The 18244-nt window shown below is 66.7% G+C and carries 17 protein-coding genes; 10 read left to right on the top strand and 7 right to left on the bottom strand.

Annotated elements, in window-relative coordinates:
- The first annotated feature begins 97 nt into the window (after positions 1–97).
- A complete protein-coding gene (locus tag N8888_RS13890) occupies positions 98–1348 on the top strand; it encodes a DUF819 family protein (protein ID WP_111186347.1) in 1251 nt (416 codons plus the stop codon).
- 70 nt (positions 1349–1418) lie between these two features.
- Here the strand turns inward: N8888_RS13890 and N8888_RS13885 are convergent, their stop codons facing one another.
- Together N8888_RS13885 and N8888_RS13880 are read right to left on the bottom strand one after the other, a co-directional pair.
- Positions 1419–1643, bottom strand: coding sequence for a YbdD/YjiX family protein (locus N8888_RS13885; RefSeq protein WP_053519004.1), 225 nt, complete (start codon positions 1641–1643; stop codon positions 1419–1421).
- Positions 1643–3724, bottom strand: coding sequence for a carbon starvation CstA family protein (locus N8888_RS13880; RefSeq protein WP_053519002.1), 2082 nt, complete (start codon positions 3722–3724; stop codon positions 1643–1645). Before N8888_RS13880 ends, N8888_RS13885 begins: the two co-directional genes overlap by 1 nt.
- Before the next feature lie 269 nt (positions 3725–3993).
- Between N8888_RS13880 and N8888_RS13875 the strand changes: the two genes are divergently transcribed.
- The gene (locus tag N8888_RS13875; RefSeq protein WP_263175266.1) at positions 3994–4845 is read left to right on the top strand and encodes a pirin family protein; all 852 of its coding nucleotides are present in this window, start codon (positions 3994–3996) and stop codon (positions 4843–4845) included.
- Between the two features lie 194 nt (positions 4846–5039).
- Here N8888_RS13875 and N8888_RS13870 read toward each other — a convergent pair whose 3' ends face one another.
- The 5 genes from N8888_RS13870 to N8888_RS13850 all read right to left on the bottom strand — a co-directional run bounded on the left by N8888_RS13870 (position 5040) and on the right by N8888_RS13850 (position 10083).
- Entirely contained in the window at positions 5040–5498 is a 459-nt protein-coding gene (locus N8888_RS13870; protein ID WP_053518999.1) for a hypothetical protein, read from the bottom strand.
- Between the two features lie 197 nt (positions 5499–5695).
- A complete protein-coding gene (gene aqpZ, locus N8888_RS13865) occupies positions 5696–6415 on the bottom strand; it encodes an aquaporin Z (protein ID WP_263175264.1) in 720 nt (239 codons plus the stop codon).
- A 121-nt stretch (positions 6416–6536) separates the two neighbouring features.
- A complete protein-coding gene (locus N8888_RS13860; protein WP_053518997.1) occupies positions 6537–7400 on the bottom strand; it encodes a pirin family protein in 864 nt (287 codons plus the stop codon).
- A 143-nt stretch (positions 7401–7543) separates the two neighbouring features.
- Entirely contained in the window at positions 7544–7795 is a 252-nt protein-coding gene (locus tag N8888_RS13855) for a hypothetical protein (RefSeq protein ID WP_263175260.1), read from the bottom strand.
- A gap of 224 nt (positions 7796–8019) precedes the next feature.
- Positions 8020–10083, bottom strand: coding sequence for a 3-hydroxyacyl-CoA dehydrogenase NAD-binding domain-containing protein (locus N8888_RS13850; protein ID WP_053520399.1), 2064 nt, complete (start codon positions 10081–10083; stop codon positions 8020–8022).
- 235 nt (positions 10084–10318) lie between these two features.
- Between N8888_RS13850 and rpoE the strand changes: the two genes are divergently transcribed.
- The 8 genes from rpoE to era all read left to right on the top strand — a co-directional run bounded on the left by rpoE (position 10319) and on the right by era (position 18230).
- The gene (gene rpoE / locus N8888_RS13845) at positions 10319–10939 is read left to right on the top strand and encodes an RNA polymerase sigma factor RpoE (RefSeq protein ID WP_065174837.1); all 621 of its coding nucleotides are present in this window, start codon (positions 10319–10321) and stop codon (positions 10937–10939) included.
- On the top strand, positions 10936–11823 hold the full coding sequence (locus tag N8888_RS13840; protein WP_053520401.1) for a sigma-E factor negative regulatory protein: 888 nt from the start codon (positions 10936–10938) through the stop codon (positions 11821–11823). Before rpoE ends, N8888_RS13840 begins: the two co-directional genes overlap by 4 nt.
- Positions 11824–11897: 74 nt before the next feature.
- Complete coding sequence (locus N8888_RS13835) at positions 11898–13430, top strand: DegQ family serine endoprotease (protein WP_263175256.1); 1533 nt, start codon at positions 11898–11900, stop codon at positions 13428–13430.
- A 173-nt stretch (positions 13431–13603) separates the two neighbouring features.
- Complete coding sequence (gene lepA / locus N8888_RS13830) at positions 13604–15397, top strand: translation elongation factor 4 (protein ID WP_053520238.1); 1794 nt, start codon at positions 13604–13606, stop codon at positions 15395–15397.
- A gap of 54 nt (positions 15398–15451) precedes the next feature.
- The gene (gene lepB, locus N8888_RS13825) at positions 15452–16246 is read left to right on the top strand and encodes a signal peptidase I (protein ID WP_053520237.1); all 795 of its coding nucleotides are present in this window, start codon (positions 15452–15454) and stop codon (positions 16244–16246) included.
- A gap of 37 nt (positions 16247–16283) precedes the next feature.
- Positions 16284–16667, top strand: a complete 384-nt coding sequence (locus N8888_RS13820; protein ID WP_053520236.1) for a DUF4845 domain-containing protein — start codon at positions 16284–16286, stop codon at positions 16665–16667.
- The gene (rnc, locus tag N8888_RS13815) at positions 16657–17337 is read left to right on the top strand and encodes a ribonuclease III (RefSeq protein WP_053520235.1); all 681 of its coding nucleotides are present in this window, start codon (positions 16657–16659) and stop codon (positions 17335–17337) included. The genes N8888_RS13820 and rnc overlap by 11 nt, the downstream gene beginning before the upstream one ends.
- Positions 17334–18230 (top strand): GTPase Era, encoded by an 897-nt coding sequence (gene era, locus N8888_RS13810; protein WP_053520234.1) that lies wholly within the window; start codon positions 17334–17336, stop codon positions 18228–18230. Before rnc ends, era begins: the two co-directional genes overlap by 4 nt.
- The last annotated feature ends 14 nt before the right edge of the window (positions 18231–18244 follow it).

Here is an 18244-nt window from a genome sequence, read left to right as displayed (position 1 = left end):
ACTGCAGCATGACCCGCCGTGAAGAGGGTGTTAATCTCGACCCGCGCCGCCTTATGCGGCGCTTTTTTTTCCGCTCTTTCGATCGACAGAGGATCCCATGCCGACCGAACCCGCTACTGCCCTTATCAGCAACGACATCGTTGGCCTGGGCCTGATTGCCGCCACCCTGGCCCTGATCTTCTGGGCCGCCAGTGGTCCCACCCCGCTGCTGAAGAAGATCTTCGCCTGGGTGCCGGCCCTGCTGCTGTGTTACTTCATCCCGGCCATCTACAACACCGCCGGTGTCATCGATGGCCACAACACGTCGCTGTACAACCCGGTCGCACGCGATGTGCTGCTGCCTGCCGCGCTGGTCCTGCTGACCCTGTCGATCGACCTCAAAGGGGTCATCAAGCTCGGCCCGAAGCTGCTGCTCGTGTTCTGTGCCGGTACCGCCGGCATCATGCTCGGCGCCATCGTCTCGTTCCAGGTGATGAAGCTGATCCACCCGGAAACCGTGGCCGGTGACACCTGGGCTGGCATGGCGGCGCTGGCCGGCAGCTGGATCGGCGGTGGCGCCAACATGGTCGCCATGCGCGAGATCTTCGGTACCGATGCCACGACCTTCGGGCAGTTCGCCGTGGTCGATGTGGCCTGCGCCAGCCTGTGGATGGCGATCCTGCTGTTCCTGGCCAACCGCGCGCAGCAGATCGACACGCGCAACGGTGCCGACACCCGTGCCATCGACGAGATGAAGGCGCGCATCAGCGCCTATGAAGCGCAGAACGCACGTATTCCCAGCATGACCGACCTGATGGTGATCGTCGGCGTTGCCCTGGGCGGTGTCGGCCTGGCGCACGCGATCGCCGCGCCGCTGTCGGGCTGGTTCAAGGCCAACGTGAGCTGGGCCAGCCAGTTCAGCCTGGACAGCCAGTTCGTCTGGGTGATCCTGCTGTCCACCGCGATGGGCCTGGGCCTGAGCTTCACCCGTGCACGTCGTCTGGAAGCGGCGGGTGCCTCGCGCCTGGGCACGGTGTTCCTGTACTTCCTGATCGCCTGCATCGGCATGCAGATGAACCTGCTGTCGCTGCTGGATCGGCCGTGGCTGTTCCTGCTCGGCGCGATCTGGATGGCGACCCACGTGCTGGTGCTGTGGGCCGTGGCCAAGCTGGTCCGTGCACCGCTGTTCTTCTTCGCCATTGGTTCGCAGGGCAACATCGGTGCGGCGGCATCGGCGCCGGTGGTGGCTGCGGCCTTCCATCCGACACTGGCACCGGTCGGCGTGCTGCTCGGCACGGTGGGCTATGCCACCGGCACCGGGCTGGCCTACGTCACCGGCCTGATCCTGAAGTGGATGGCCAACGGCTGAGCGCGGGTCGCGCCCTGCGTCTCCCTGCAACGGGCGCCGGGTTTCATGCCCGGCGCCCGCGTCATGCCTTTCAGCAGCAGCGTCCGCCGTTGCGTCCGCCGTACCGCGCTTCCTGACGTTCGCGGAAGAACGTCTTGTAGTCCATCGGTTCCTGGTCCGGATGCTTCTCCAGCATGTGCCGGACGTAGTTGTCGTAATCAGGGATGCCACAGCACAGGCGTGCCGTCTGCACCAGGCGTCGCCACACGCGGCGGTGCGCCTGGTACTGGCCAACGGGAACCAGTTGCGTGCTCATTACAGATCCACCATTTCATGCGGCTTCAGCGCCACGTACGGGGTCTCGCGGTCGCTGCGCTGCGGATTGCGGCGTGCGGCCAGGATCGTGCGGATCGAATAGGTCAGCACCGCACCCACCACCAGCAGGAACAGCGCGGTCAGGCCGGTGTTGACGTAGGCATTGACCACGATCTGCTGCATCTGCGCCACCGACTTGGCCGGTGCGGTGATGGTGTCGCTGGCGATGGCGGCCTGGAACTTGTGCGCCTGCGCCAGGAAGCCCTGCGCCGGGTTGCTGTCGAAGATCTTGATGAAGCCGGCATAGGTGGTGCAGATCAGCAGCCAGGTGGCCGGTACTGCGGTCACCCAGGCATAGCGGTCACGCTTCATCTTGAACAGCACCACCGTCCCCAGCATCAGCGCGATACCGGCCAGCATCTGGTTGGAGATGCCGAACAGCGGCCACAGGGTCTGGATGCCGCCGAACGGATCGACCACGCCGGTGTAGAGCAAGTAGCCCCACAGCGCCACGCAGCCGGCCGTGCCGATGATGTTGGCCGTCCACGACTCGGTCTTCTTCAGCGCCGGAATGAAGTTGCCCAGCAGATCCTGCAGCATGAAGCGGCCTGCGCGGGTGCCCGCATCCACGGCGGTCAGGATGAACAACGCTTCGAACAGGATGGCGAAGTGGTACCAGAACGCCATCATCGCGTCGCTGCCGCTGGGAATGGCTTCATGCAGGATCATTGCGATGCCCACCGCCAGCGTCGGAGCACCACCGGCGCGGTGCAGGATCGTCGGTTCGCCGATCGCGGCGGCCGTGGCGGTCAGCTGTTCCGGCGTGATGGTGAAGCCCCAGGTGTTGGTGATGTAGTGCGCGGCAGACGCCGCATCGGCACCGATCACCGCCGCCGGGCTGTTCATCGCGAAGTAGATGCCCGGATCGATGATCGACGCAGCCACCAGCGCCATCACCGCCACGAACGATTCCATCAGCATGCCGCCATAGCCGATGTAGCGCATGTGCGATTCATTGGCCAGCAGCTTCGGCGTGGTGCCCGAGGAAATCAGCGCGTGGAAACCGGATACCGCGCCGCAGGCAATGGTGATGAACAGGAACGGGAACATGCCGCCCTTCCACACCGGGCCATCGCCACTGGCGGCGAACTGGGTCAGTGCGGGCATTTTCAGCTCGGGCATCACGATCAGGATGCCGATGGCCAGAGCGACGATGGTGCCGATCTTGAGGAAGGTCGACAGGTAGTCGCGCGGTGCCAGCAACAGCCACACGGGCAGCACCGAAGCGACGAAGCCGTAGCCGATCAGCATCCAGGTGATCTGCGTGCCGGTGAAGGTGAAGGCCGGGCCCCACACCGGATCTGCAGCAACCTTGCCGCCGTACCAGATCGCGGCCAGCAGCAGCACCAGGCCCACCACCGAGATCTCGCCGATCTTGCCCGGCCGGATGTAGCGCATGTAGATGCCCATCAGGATCGCGATGGGCATCGTGGCTATCACCGTGAACATGCCCCACGGGCTTTCCGCCAGCGCCTTGACCACCACCATCGCCAGCACCGCCAGGATGATGATCATGATCAGGAACGCGCCGAACAGCGCGATGGTGCCGGGCACCTGTCCCATTTCCTCGCGGACCAGATCGCCCAGTGAGCGGCCGTTGCGCCGGCTGGACAGGAACAGGACCATGAAGTCCTGTACCGCACCGGCCAGCACCACGCCCACCACCAGCCACAGCAGTCCGGGCAGGTAGCCCATCTGCGCCGCGAGCACCGGGCCCACCAGTGGACCGGCGCCGGCGATGGCCGCGAAGTGGTGGCCGAACAGCACGTGCTTGTTGGTCGGCACGTAGTCCAGGCCATCGTTGTTGATCACCGCCGGCGTAGCCCGGGTCGGATCCACCTGCATCACCTTGTTGGCGATGAACAGGCTGTAGAAGCGATAGGCGATCAGGTAGATCGAAACAGCGGCGACGACGATCCACAGCGCGTTGATGTGTTCGCCGCGGCGCAAGGCCACGGTGCCCAGACAGAACGCGCCGAGCAGGGCGAGTGCCGCCCAACCCAGTTTGGCAAACCCTTTCATGAGGTGCTCTCTCCCGGAAAGACAGTCAAAGAGTCCCGCGTGCCCTTTACAGGGTCAATGCGTGCGGGGCCCATCGGCGGTAGTACTTTGGTCGTACGAAGGTGGTGACCGCGTGTGCGGCATGGGCTGCGGGCAGACATCCGTGTCGTGGAACCGCCGGCATGACGCCCGGCGAACACCAGGGATGGAACAATCGGTTGCGGCGTCATCCATTGGCGGACGGCGCCGCGGCGTCCATCTTCAGTGGCATCCATCCAACAGGAGTCGCCATGAGCCTTCCCGAACCGGTCCGCGTCCTGCGCACCATCCGTGGCATGCCCACGTCCGACGGCGCCGGCGTGCGCCTGACCCGTGTCATCGGCGGCCCGACGCTGCCGGATCTGGATCCGTTCCTGCTGCTGGATGAATTCGGTACGGACCGCGCCGAAGACTACATCGCCGGTTTCCCGGAGCATCCGCACCGCGGTTTCGAGACGGTCACCTACATGCTGGACGGACGCATGCGCCACCGCGACAACCACGGCAACGAGGGCCTGTTGACCCCGGGCAGCGTGCAGTGGATGACCGCAGGCCGGGGCCTGGTGCATTCGGAGATGCCGGAACAGGAAAGCGGGCAGATGCGCGGTTTCCAGCTGTGGGTGAACCTGCCCGCGCGCGAGAAGATGACGGACCCGAAGTACCAGGAGTTCGCGCCGGAACGCATTCCGGTGGTGCAGCCGGAGCCGGGCGTGGAGGTGAAGGTGATCGCCGGTACTGTCGATGGCACCACCGGCCCGATCGTGCAGCCGGCCACCGATCCGTTGTATCTGGACGTCCGCCTCGAGGCCGATCGTGCCTGGACCTACACGCTTCCGGAAGGCCACAACGCGTTTGCCTATGTCTTCGAAGGCGCGATGACGGTCGGCGAGCAGGATGCCGCACGTGATGTGGCCCGCCAGGAGCTGGCGGTGCTCGGTGGCGGTGAACAGCTGCACGTTTCGGCTGGAAGCGAAGGGGCGCGGCTGATTCTGGTGGCCGGCCGACCACTGCGGGAGCCGGTGATGCGGCATGGCCCGTTCGTGATGAACACGCGCCAGGAACTGATGCAGGCCTTCGTCGATTTCCAGGAAGGCAGGTTCTGAGGGCCGACGCCGCCCCTCCGAAGAAAGCCGGTAGCGCCGGGCCATGCCCGGCGGAAGAGGTCGGTAGCGCCGGGCCATGCCCGGCGGATCTCCGGCACAACACGCGCAACGCACATCCATCAGGCCATGCCCGGCGTTGCTGCCAACGCGTCGGATCCGGCGGGGATGCTGCCAGGCAGTCATCCCCATCACCGTCAACGTCCGGCGGCTACGGCCGAGGGCGTCAGGCTCATGCCCTGCGCCAGCTGCTGCAGCGACCCCAGTTCCTGCGTGCTGCCCGGGTACAGGGCAATCTGCGCATACCGGCCCTTGTCCAGCTTGATCACGCTGATGCGTCGTTCGGCGTATCCCGGCGGCTGCTGTCCACCCAGATCGGGCTGGTACCAGTACAGTGACTCGCCGGCGAAACTGCCTTTTTCCTGGCGCAGCGAGCGGCTGAGCGGAATCGCCGGATCGCGTGCGCTCAGCATCAGGCTCAGTACTTCCCGTCCATCCTCGGTGCTGGCGCGGCAGAGCAGGAAGTCCGACTGCACCTGCTGCTGCCATTTCAGGCCGCTGCTCGCCGGCAGCGAAGGACATTCGGCGGGTGCCTGCGCGGCGGCCTGGGCCGCAGCAAACAACAGGCTCGACAGGACAACAGGCGCGAACTTCATGCATCCCCCAAGGTGGCGTGTCGTGTGACGCCGCCATGCTGCTGGCGGCCGTGGCATCCCATCCCCGGATGCCATCCCCGCCCGGCATGTGCACGGGCGGTCAAACAGACCTTAACGGAACGTGAGTGCCCGCACAAATTGCGGTTACAACCGTAACCATTGCGGCCGACTGTCGGCCGCAATGGTCCGGGCAGCACTCAACGGTCGTTACCGACCCACTTGTAGATGATGCCGCCGATCATGCCGCCCAGCAGGGGGGCGATCCAGAACAGCCAGAGCTGGCCGACCGCGCCGCTGCCGGCGAAGAACGCCACCGCGGTGGACCGAGCCGGGTTCACCGACGTGTTGGTGACCGGGATGCTGATCAGATGGATCAGGGTCAATGCCAGACCGATCGCCAGCGGAGCGAACCCTGCCGGTGCCTTGCCATGGGTGGCGCCCATGATCACGACCAGAAATACCGCAGTCAGCACCACTTCGCACAGGAAGGCGGCCGCCACGCTGTACCCGCCGGGCGACAGCGCACCGTAGCCGTTGCTGGCGAAGGCTCCGGCCTGGCTGCCGTCGATGGCGAAGCCGCTGGCGCCGGAAGCGATCTGCAGCAGGATGAAGCCGGCCAGCAGGCCGCCCGCGACCTGGGCGATGATGTACGGCACCAGGTCGCGGGCCGGGAAGCGGCCGCCGGCCCACAGGCCCACGCTGACTGCCGGATTGAAGTGCGCGCCGGACACGTGACCGAACGCGTAGGCGCCGGTGACCACGGTCAAGCCGAACGCGAGTGCCACGCCCAGGAAGCCGATGCCCAGCGGATTGCCGTCGCCGCCGAACTTGGCAGCCAGTACCGCACTGCCACAGCCACCCAGAACCAGCCAGAAAGTGCCGAGGAACTCGGCGGCCAAGCGTTTACCCATGCTCATGAACTGCACTCCTTTGATGAACTAAAATGTGAAACAGGTCACATTTCAGTGACCGGCGAGTGACGATAGCGTCAAAGGCCGGTGCAGGGATACACCTCAGGGTGTGTGCAGCGCGCGATGCTCAGTACTGCGGCAGCGGGATGAACTCCTTGTCGTCGCCGGGAATGCTGCCGAACCGGCCGGCTTCCCAGTCCTGTTTCGCCTGTTCGATGCGCTCCTTGGAGCTGGAAACGAAGTTCCACCACAGGTGACGCGGGCCATCCAGCGGTTCGCCGCCGAACAGCATGGCCTTGAGCGGGGTCTTCGCGCGCAACCGGCCGCGCGCGCCGGCCTCGGGAATCACCAGGTGCTGCGCCGGGATGTCCACGCCATCCAGCTGCGCCTGGCCTTCGAGGATGTACAGCGCCCGCTCGCGGTGGCCGTCATCGATGTCGATCTCCGCGTCGGGATCGAGGTCGATGGCTACATTGAGCGTGTCGGCGAAGACCTTCACCGGCGACTCCTCGCCATAGGCGCGGCCTGCGATCACGCGCAGCCAGGCACCGTTGCGGCGCTGCTCCGGGAGGGTCGCGGCGGCGTGGTGATAGAACGCCGGCTCCACTTCCTCGTGCGACTTCGGCAATGCCACCCAGGTCTGCATCCCGTGGATCGGATGGTCGTGACCGCGCTCCGGCGGGGGCGTGCGTTCGGAGTGCGCGATGCCGCGGCCGGCGGTCATCCAGTTGACGTCGCCGGGACGGATCACCTGGTCCGAGCCGAGCGTGTCGCGGTGGCCGATGGCGCCGGACCAGAGGAAGGTGACGGTGGCCAGGCCGATATGCGGATGGGGACGCACGTCGATGCCGGTACCTGCGGTAAGGACGGCCGGGCCCATCTGGTCGACGAATACGAACGAACCGATGCTGCGGGCCTGCAGGGTGGGGACGGCGCGGCGGACTTCCAGGCCGCCGATGTCGTGTACGCGCGGGGCGATGATGGTGGTCATGCGGGCGTCTCGCTGGCAGGGATCAAGAGTGCCAGCATGGCATGCGGCCGTGACGGGCACATGCCCCATGCGGGTAACAGGGTGTTCCAGCCAACGGCGCAGCCCCTCGTGGCTGGGTTGCTGGATGCGGGTCAGGATGCGAGTCAGTGTTTGGGCCGGGCGGGTGGGTTGCGCAGGACGCGCCGTGAACCCATCCATGGGGGCTCGATGGCGCCATCCATGGCGCCATCGGTCCCGCGCAACCCACCCGCCCGGCCCCTGACAGTTTCCGTGTGCGTCCAGCCACGGAGAAGAAAAAAGAAAATCAACATCAAACGCCGGTCGCTTCGCTCCTGGTGGCGACCAAGGTCGACACCCACCAGTTCGTAGTGATCCACACCGGAATCGAGATTCACCACCGTCACCGGGAAACTGTCGGGGGTGGGGCGGTGTCGGGTTGCGGGGTGTCCGCGGCATGGATGCCGCGGCCAAGCCCCCAGGGACGGGTTTACGGCGTCCCCGCAACCCGACACCGCCCCGCCCGACAAACAGAAAAGCCAGAGCCGCTTTGGCTCTGGCTTCTGCTGTGGAACTTGACGTTGCCTCTGCGGGTGCCGGGCCGCAGGCCCGGCCGATCACATCACACCACTGGTTCGCGCAGGGCAGGGTTGTCCCAGCCCGGGCGCGGGGCAAAGCGGTCACCGTGACGCTGCTGCAGCGCCTTCAGGCGCTCGACGATCGCATCGGCACCCACCGCGCGGATGTGCTGGATCGGACCCCCGCGGAACGGCGCGAATCCGGTGCCGAAAATCACGCCCGCATCCAGCAGGTCCGCATCGGCCACCACGCCTTCGTGCAGGCAGGCCACGGCTTCGTTGAGCAGCGGCAGGATCAGGCGATCTTCCAGGTCCGCAGGGGCCTGGTAGTCGCTGGCGACATCCGGCTTCTTCGGCTTGCCGTTCTCCCAGGTGTAGATGCCCTGGCCATCCTTCTTGCCGCGCTTGTCGGCTTCCACCGTCTGCAGTGCCGCCGGAATCTGCAGGCCGAGGAACGGCGCCAGCTCGCGGCCCACGCCGGCGGCGACATCCAGGCCGACCGTGTCGATCAACTCGATGGGGCCCATCGGCATGCCGAACTTCACCGCTGCCTTGTCGATCACCGGGCCCGGGATACCTTCGGCATAGGCGGTGGCCGCCTCCAGCATGTACGGGAACAGCACGCGGTTGACCAGGAAGCCCGGGCTGCCCGCCACCGGTACCGGGAACTTGCCCAGCGCCTTGCAGAACGCTGCCAGACGGCGCTCGGTCTCCGGGGCCATGCCGTCGTGATGGATGATTTCCACCAGCGGCATCTGTGCCACCGGATTGAAGTAGTGCAGGCCGGCGAACTGCGCCGGGCGCTGGATGTGGTCGCGCAGTTCCACCAGCGGAATCGACGAGGTATTGGTGGTCAGCAGCGCATCGGCCTTCATGCCCGGCTCCAGCGTCTGGTACAGCGCGCGCTTGGCCTCCGGGTTCTCGATGATCGCCTCGATCACCAGATCAGCGGCGGCCACGCCTTTGCCCTCCAGATCCGCCCGCAGCCGCGCCGCCACCGCCGGACGCTTGCTCTCGTCCTTCACCTTCCTGGCGAACAGTGCCTGCGCGCGTTCCATCGCCGGATCGATGAAGCGCTGCTCGCGATCCTGCAGGGTGACCTCAAAGCCCTTGTAGGCCGCCCACGCGGCGATGTCACCGCCCATCACGCCGGCGCCGACCACGTGCACGTGGCGGATGCCGGAATCGCCGCCGCCCAGACCCTTCAGGCGCTCGGTCAGGAAGAAGATGCGGATCAGATTGCGCGCGGTCGGCGTGCTGGCCAGTTTGACCACCGCGCGGCGTTCGGCATCCAGGCGGGCCTGCACCGGCTTGCCGGCGCTGCGCTGCCAGGTGCTGATCAGTGCATAGGGCGCCGGGTACTGGTCCTTCTTCGCCTTGCGCGCGACCTGCTTGATCATCTGCGGTGCCAGTACCTTGCGCGCCAGCCAGGTGTTGCTGGCCCATGCCAGCGCACGCTGCTTGAACGGCCGCGTGGTGCCGGCCAGCGCCAGTGCGACGGCGGTGTCGAGCACCACCGCCGGTGCCACCACCTTGTCGACCAGGCCGATGCCACGCGCGGCCGAGGCCGAGAGGGTGCGGCCGGTCAGCATCATGTCCATCGCCGCCGGGGCGCCGACCAGCTGCGGCAGGCGCGCGCTGCCACCCCAGCCGGGGAAGATGCCCAACTGGGTTTCCGGCAGCCCGATGCGGGTGCTGCTGTCGTTGGAGGCCACGCGGTAACGGCAGGCCAGGGCCAGCTCGGTGCCGCCACCCAGGCAGTGGCCATGGATGGCTGCAACGGTCGGGCAGGGCAGCTCCGCCAGCTTCTGGTAGGTGGATTGGCCGCGACGGATGGCATCGTTGACGGTGCCGCGCCGGTCGAACTCCTGGAATTCCTTCAGATCGGCGCCGGCGATGAAGCCGGCCTTCTTCAGGGACTGGATCACCACGCCCTTCGGCGGATCCAGCGCGATGCGTTCGAGCAGATCGCCCAGCTCCAGCAGCACGTCCTGCGACATCGCGTTGACACTGCTGTCCTGACGATCCAGGGACAGGACCACCACGCCGTCGTCGCGGATCTCGGGGTGCCAGTGGCTGAAGCGGAGACCATCGAAGCCTGAGAGCATGGACGTTCCATCCGGTTGTGTATGGAGAAGCGGCTATGATCCAGAGGTTGTTTCCCCCGCGTCAAATCCCTATAGCAGGGGAGTGGCGGTTCCGGATCCATGGCCGTGGAACAGAACGCTAACGGAACAGTGGTTAAAAGCTGGTGCGGCGCCGGGTGATCGGCGACTGAACTTTTCCCGGGATTGGCAGTCTCATTGCCCGACGTCGGTTGGGCTGACAGGAGTGCGGCCCCCCATGGCCGAGGTTGAAACACCACAGGAGCTGGATCTGGAACTGGTCCGGCGCGTGCAGCGCGGCGAGAGCGCGGCTTTCGATGTACTGGTGCGCAAGTATCAGCATCGGGTCGTGGCCCTGGTCGGTCGCTACATCGCCGACTGGAGTGAATGTCAGGACGTCGCCCAGGACACTTTCATACGCGCCTACCGCGCGATCGGAAGCTTCCGCGGCGATGCCCAGTTCTCAACCTGGTTGCATCGGATCGCCGTGAACACCGCCAAAAACTACCTGGCTTCACACAATCGACGTCCGCCGACAGATGACATCGACATCGGCGATGCCGAACAGTTCGACAGCGGCACGCGCCTGCGCGACACCGACACGCCCGAACGCGAGTTGATGCGCCAGGAGCTGGAACAGACAGTGATGAAGGCCGTCAACGCGCTGCCGGAAGAACTCCGGTCGGCGATCACCCTGCGCGAGGTGGAAGGCCTGAGCTACGAGGAAATCGCGCAGAAGATGGGGTGCCCGATCGGCACCGTGCGCTCTCGGATCTTCCGGGCGCGCGAGGCGATCGACACCGAACTCCGGCCGCTGCTGGACATCGGCAGCGCCACCCGCGAGAAGAGCCGCGTATGACCAGTCATCCATTCAACGAATCGCAGAATCATCAATCGCCGGCCGGGCTGCGGCTTGACCAGCGCCATCGGGAACAGCTGTCGGCCCTGGTCGATGGCGAGCTGGGGGCCGACGAGGCCCGCTTCCTGCTGCGCCGCATGGAGCATGACCCGGAACTGGCCGGCTGCCAGGAGCGCTGGCAGCTGCTGGGCGACGTGATGCGCGGGCAGGCGTCGGTGCTTGCGCCCGCCGGCTTCAGCGCCGCGGTTGCCTCTGCCATCGCCGCCGAACCCACGCCCCGGTCCGGGCCTCAGGACCGGCAGGTGCGCCGCAGTGGCTGGCGTACCTGGGGGGGCGGTGCCGCATTGGCTGCCTCGGTCGCTGCGGTGGCCCTGTTGATCGGCGGCGAGAAGCTGAAGGAGACCCCTCCCGGAGAGCCGCTGGCACCCCAGGTGGTGGCCAGCCAGGCCGAGCTGCCGCCGGCACCGGTATCGCCCGCGACGGTGACCGAAGCCTCGGTCGATCCGGCGGTGGTGGCGGTGGCCAGTGTTCCGGCGGCCGCATTGGCCGCCAGCCGTCGCCAGGACGCACGCCGCGCCAGCGCCAGTGCCACCCGCGGCCAGCAGGCTGCGCGGGTGGCACAGCGTGACGACGGGGCGCAGCGGGCTGTGGCCGCCGCCCAGGCGCCCTTGGTGCCGACCGTGCCGGCCGGTGCCAGCCGCAACCTGCCGTTCGGCGAGGTGGCCGGCCTGCAGGCCCGGCCGTGGCCGCGCTCCAGCCTGGCTCCGGCCGCGGGGGGCGCGCTCAACGCCAGCTTCCCGGCGCATGCCGACAGCGCCACGTTCTACCCCTTCGAGCCGCGCCTGCAGGACGACCTGCCGCCGCCGCCCCGCCCGCGCGACTGAGCCGGGTGCCGCCACGCCCCGCCGATCGCGGGGCCCTTCTTCTCCCTTCCATCCGATCCGGAGGTTGCCGTCCGATGACTCCCCGATTCCGCACGCAGGCCATCGGCCTGCTGGCCCTGACCCTGCCGCTGGTGGCCTGTGCCCAGGCGCCGTCCCCGGCTGCCCAGACCGCGCCGGCCGCGGCCGCGGCCGCGCCGCGCGCTCCGGCGCAGCCGCTGGTCACCGGCCTGCCCGATTTCACCAACCTCGTCGAGCAGGTCGGCCCGGGCGTGGTCAACGTCGACACCACCATCGTCCGCAGCAACCGCCAGGCGCGTGGGCCGATGGGGGACGACGACATGCCGGAGTTCTTCCGTCGCTTCTTCGGCCCGGACTTCCCGATGCCGGGGCAGGGGCCGGGCGGCCCCGACGGCGGTCCCAGCATCAAGGGCCGCGGCATGGGGTCGGGCTTCATCATTTCGCCCGACGGCTACGTGCTGACCAACTACCACGTGGTAGCCGACGCCAGCGAGGTGAAGGTCAAGCTGGGCGATCGCCGTGAGTTCACCGCCAAGGTGGTGGGCAGCGACCAGCAGTACGACGTCGCCCTGCTGAAGATCGAAGGCAGGAACCTGCCGACCGTCCGTGTCGGCGATTCCAACAGCCTGAAGCCGGGCCAGTGGGTTGTCGCGATCGGCTCGCCGTTCGGCCTCGACCACTCGGTCACCGCCGGCGTGGTCAGCGCCCTCGGCCGCAGCACCGGCGGCCCGGACCAGCGCTACGTGCCGTTCATCCAGACCGACGTGGCGATCAACCAGGGCAACTCCGGCGGTCCGCTGCTGAACACCCGGGGCGAAGTGGTCGGCATCAACTCGCAGATCTTCTCTGCGTCCGGTGGCTACATGGGCATCAGCTTCGCGATTCCGATCGACCTGGCGATGAGCGCGGTCGAACAGATCAAGAAGACCGGCCGGGTCACCCGCGGCCAGCTGGGCGCGGTGGTGCAGGAGATCGACGGCCTGAAGGCGCAGGCCATGGGCCTGCCGGACAGCCGGGGTGCGCTGGTCAACCAGATCGTGCCGGATTCGGCGGCCGCCCGCGCCGGTGTGAAGGTGGGGGATGTGATCCGCACCGTGAACGGCGCACCGGTCAACAGCTGGTCCGATCTGCCGCCGCTGATCGGCGCCATGGCCCCGGGCAGCCGGGTCACCCTGGGCGTGATCCGTGACGGCAAGCCGCGCGACCTGAGCGCCACCCTGACCGCGCTGGCCGAGGATGACCAGGCCAGCGCCCGCAGCCCCGCCGCCGCCAGGGCCGATGCCGCTCCGCAGAGTGGTGCCAATGCCCTGCTGGGCCTGGACGTCAGCGATCTGACCGCGCCGCAGCGCAAGCAGCTGGGCCTGGAATCGGGCGAGGGCGTGCGCATCACCGGCGTCAAGGGGCAGGGCGCCCGGGATGCCGGCCTGTCCCCGGGCATGGTGATCCTGCAGGTGGCCAGCACCCAGGTGAGCGGCGTGGAGTCGCTGAACCGCGCGCTGTCCAGCTACAAGAAGGGCGATGTGGTGATGCTGCTGGTCCGCACCGGCAACGGCAACAGCGCCTTCGTGGCGGTCAAGGCCGGCGAGTAAGGACCGGGGCTGCTCCGGCAGCCGCTGCCCCCCGAAGCCCCGCTCAGGCGGGGCTTCGGTCGTTCCGGCCCTGGCCCGGCGAGGCGCCTTTCGCGGGCGGGCCCCGGGCGTGCGATAATCCACCGTTACCCTGACGACGCCGCGCGCCGCCGCCACCTATGTCATCTGATTCGATGCGGAACATCCGCAACTTCTCCATCATCGCCCACGTCGACCACGGCAAGTCCACGCTGGCCGACCGCATCATCCAGCTTTGTGGTGGCCTGCAGGCCCGCGAGATGGAAGCGCAGGTACTCGACTCCAACCCGATCGAGCGCGAGCGTGGCATCACCATCAAGGCGCAGTCGGTATCGCTGCCGTACCTGGCCAAGGACGGGCAGACCTATCATCTGAACTTCATCGACACCCCGGGCCACGTCGATTTCTCGTATGAAGTCAGCCGCTCGCTGGCCGCCTGTGAAGGTGCGCTGCTGGTGGTCGATGCTGCCCAGGGCGTGGAAGCGCAGTCGGTGGCGAACTGCTACACCGCGGTGGAGCAGGGTCTGGAAGTGGTGCCGGTGATCAACAAGATCGACCTGCCTACGGCCGACATCGAGCGCGCCAAGGCCGAGATCGAGGCCGTGATCGGCATCGACGCCACCGACGCCGTGCCGGTCAGCGCCAAGACCGGCCTGAACGTGCAGGACGTGCTGGAGGCCATCGTCCACCGCATTCCGCCGCCGCAGCCGCGCGATACCGACAAGCTGCAGGCGCTGATCATCGATTCCTGGTTCGACAACTACCTCGGCGTGGTCTCGCTGGTGCGCGTCATGCAGGGCGAGATCAAGGCCGGCGACAAGCTGCAGGTGATGTCCACCGGCCGCAACCACCAGGTCGACAACGTCGGCGTGTTCACCCCCAAGCGCAAGGTGTTGCCGGCGCTGCGCGCGGGTGAGGTGGGTTGGGTCACGGCCAGCATCAAGGACGTGCATGGTGCGCCGGTGGGCGACACCCTGACCCTGGCCGGTGATCCGGCACCGAAGCCGCTGCCGGGCTTCCAGGAAATGCAGCCGCGCGTGTTCGCCGGCCTGTTCCCGGTCGACGCCGAGGACTATCCGGACCTGCGCGAGGCGCTGGACAAGCTGCGCCTGAACGATGCCGCGCTGCGCTTCGAGCCGGAAAGCTCGGAGGCGATGGGCTTCGGTTTCCGCTGCGGCTTCCTCGGCATGCTGCACATGGAGATCGTGCAGGAACGGCTGGAGCGCGAATACAACCTGGACCTGATCAGCACCGCGCCGACGGTGGTGTACGAGGTCCTGAAGACCGATGGCTCGATCATCAACATGGACAACCCGGCCAAGCTGCCGGCGGTGAACCAGGTCCAGGAGATCCGCGAGCCGATCATCCGTGCCAACGTACTCACCCCCGAGGAGTACATCGGCAACATCATCAAGCTGTGCGAGGAAAAGCGCGGCAGCCAGATCGGCATCAACTACCTGGGCAGCCAGGTGCAGATCAGCTACGAGCTGCCGATGGCCGAAGTGGTGCTGGACTTCTTCGACAAGCTGAAGTCGGTCAGCCGCGGCTACGCGTCGCTGGACTATCACTTCGTGCGCTTCGATGCCGGCCCGTTCGTGCGCGTGGACGTGCTGATCAATGGCGACAAGGTCGATGCGCTGTCGCTGATCGTCCACCGCAGCCATGCCGACCGCCGCGGCCGCGAGCTGTGCGAGAAGATGAAGGACCTGATCCCGCGGCAGATGTTCGACGTGGCGATCCAGGCGGCTGTCGGCTCGCAGATCATCGCCCGTACCACGGTCAAGGCCATGCGCAAGAACGTGCTGGCCAAGTGCTATGGTGGCGACGTTTCGCGCAAGAAGAAGCTTCTGGAAAAGCAGAAGGAAGGCAAGAAGCGCATGAAGCAGGTCGGCCGCGTGGAAATCCCGCAGGAAGCGTTCCTGGCCGTGCTGCAGATGGACAACAAGTAAGCGCGCACCGGCCCTCCGGGGCCGGTCGTCCGGTGACGTTGCAAAGGACCCTGAATGAAACTGTTTGAGATCCTCCTGGTCGTGCTGACCCTGGCCTCGGGCCTGATCCTGCTTGCGGACAAGCTGTACTTCGCCAGGCGCCGCGCCCAGCGTGCAGGCCTGCTCGACACCGAGCCGGTGCTGGTGGATTACTCGCGTGCATTCTTCCCGGTGCTGGCGATCGTGCTGGTCGTGCGCAGCTTCATCGCCGAGCCGTACAAGATCCCGTCCAGCTCGATGATGCCGAACCTGCTGATCGGTGATTTCATCCTGGTCAACAAGTTCGCCTATGGCCTGCGCCTGCCGATCACCAATACCCGCTTCGTGCCGGTGGGTGATCCCGCGCGCGGCGATGTGGTGGTGTTCCACTTCCCGGGCCACGGCGACAACGACCCGGCCAAGGGCGAGAACTTCATCAAGCGCGTGATCGGCGTGCCGGGTGACACCGTGGTGTTCGAGGGCGACAGCCTGGTGCTGAACGGCGAGCCGGTGAAGTACGACAACAAGGGCATCTATGCCGGCCACAAGGGCCAGGGCGAGGGCGCCAACCTGCTGGTCGAGCATCTCCCGGGCCGCACCCATACCGTGCTGGAGACCGACTATCCGCGTGGCCAGGGCCAGTGGACGGTGCCGGCCGGCAAGTACCTGGTGATGGGCGACAACCGTGACAACAGCGATGATGGACGCTTCTGGGGGCTGCTGCCGGAAGAGAACCTGCGGGGCAAGGCATTCCTGATCTGGCTGAACTGCCAGGGCTGGTTCTGCAAGGACGGTTTCGAGCCGTCGCGGATCGGCTCGGGCATCAACTGAGTATTTTCACATCCAACGCGTATCTGGGGAGAACGCAATGAAGACGATGAACACGCAGCGCGGCATCACCCTGACCTCGTTTCTGGTGGTCCTGGTCGTGGTTGGCTTCTTCATCTACATCGGCATGAAGCTGTTCCCGATGTACCAGGAGTATTACGCGGTACGCTCGGCGATGAAGAGCCTGGCCAGCCAGCCGGGCGTGGCCAGCATGGAGCCGGCACGGATCCAGGATCTGTTCTTCAAGCGGCTGTACATCAACTACTCGGACAACGTGAAGCCGGGCAACGTCAAGTTCGATCGCCGCGACAATGGCTGGACCCTCAAGGTCAACTACGAAGTGCGTCGCCCGTTGATCGGCAACCTCGATGTGGTTGGCAAATTCGATTCTTCCCAGGACCTGACCCGAAGCGGTGCCCAGTAAATTCATCCAACGTGGCGACCTGATCGGCCATGCCTTCCGCGACCCGGCGCTGCTCAAGCAGGCGCTGACCCATCGCAGTGCCGGCGTGCCGCATAACGAGCGCCTGGAATTCCTCGGCGACAGCATCGTCAACATGATGGTCGCCGAGGCGCTGTACCAGCGCTGGCCCAAGGCCGACGAGGGCGCACTGACCCGCGCCCGCGCCGAGCTGGTGCGTGAAGGGGCGCTGGCAGTGATCGCCCGTACCCTGCAGCTGGGCGAACGGCTGATCCTGGGCGCGGGCGAGATGAAGTCGGGCGGGCACCGCCGCGACTCGATCCTGGCCGATGCACTGGAGGCGGTGGTGGCCGCGATCTACCTGGACGCCGGTTTTGACGCGTGCCGGGAGACCGTGCTGCCCTGGTTCACGGCCTCGATGGAGGCGCTGCCGGCCACCGGCCGCCCCGAGAAGGATCCCAAGACCCGCCTGCAGGAATGGCTGCAGGCCCGGCAGAAGGCGTTGCCCCAGTACGAACTGGTGTCAGAATCCGGTGACGACCACGCCAAACATTTCCGGGTACGCTGCAACGTGGCCGACCCGGCCGCCAGCACCGAGGGCGAAGGCGCCTCGCGGCGGCTTGCCGAACAACAGGCGGCTGCAGCCGTCCTAGAACAACTGGATTCCAAGTGAGCGAACAAACTTCCCATCATTGCGGCAGCGTGGCCGTCATCGGCCGCCCGAACGTCGGCAAGTCGACCCTGACCAATGCCCTGGTCGGGGCCAAGGTCAGCATCGTCTCCAACCGGCCGCAGACCACCCGCCACCGCCTGCTCGGCATCGCCACCTATCCGGAAGGCCAGCTGGTGCTGGTCGATACCCCGGGCCTGCACAAGGTGCAGAAGCGGGCGATGAACCGGGTGATGAACCGCGCCGCGCGCGGCTCGCTGGAAGGCGTGGATGCAGGCCTGCTGGTGATCGAGGCCGGGCGCTGGGATGACGAAGACAGCCTGGCCTTCAACGTGCTGCGCGATGCCGGCATCCCGGTGGTGCTGGTGGTCAACAAGATCGATCGCCTGAAGGACAAGGGCGCGCTGCTGCCGTTTCTGCAGGAGGTGACCGCCGGCCGTGATTTCGCCGCCGTGCATCCGATCTCGGCGCAGAAGCGCAACGGCCTGGACGCCCTGGTGCGTGACGTGCTGGAGCTGCTGCCGGAAGCCCCGCCGATGTTCGGCGAGGACGAGATCACCGACCGCAGCCAACGTTTCCTTGCCGGTGAACTGGTACGTGAGCAGCTGATGCGCCAGCTTGGCGAGGAGCTGCCCTATGCCACCACCGTGGAGATCGAGCGCTTCACCGAGGATGGCAATCTTCTGCGCATCGGCGCGGTGATCTGGGTCGAGCGGGAAGGCCAGAAGGCCATCGTGATCGGCAAGGGGGGCGCGCGCCTGAAGGAGATCGGGGCCAAGTCGCGCCTGCAGATGGAGCGTCTGTTCGGTGCCAAGGTGTTCCTGGAAACCTGGGTGCGCGTACGTGAAGGCTGGTCCGACGACGAGGCCGCGCTGAAGGCCTTCGGTTACGAGTAAGCCACGGCGATCGC

The organism is Stenotrophomonas maltophilia (assembly GCF_025642255.1).
Classification (GTDB): domain Bacteria; phylum Pseudomonadota; class Gammaproteobacteria; order Xanthomonadales; family Xanthomonadaceae; genus Stenotrophomonas; species Stenotrophomonas maltophilia_P.
The sequence above is the reverse complement of the archived record's forward strand: the minus strand, read 5'-3'. Positions and strand labels throughout refer to the sequence as shown.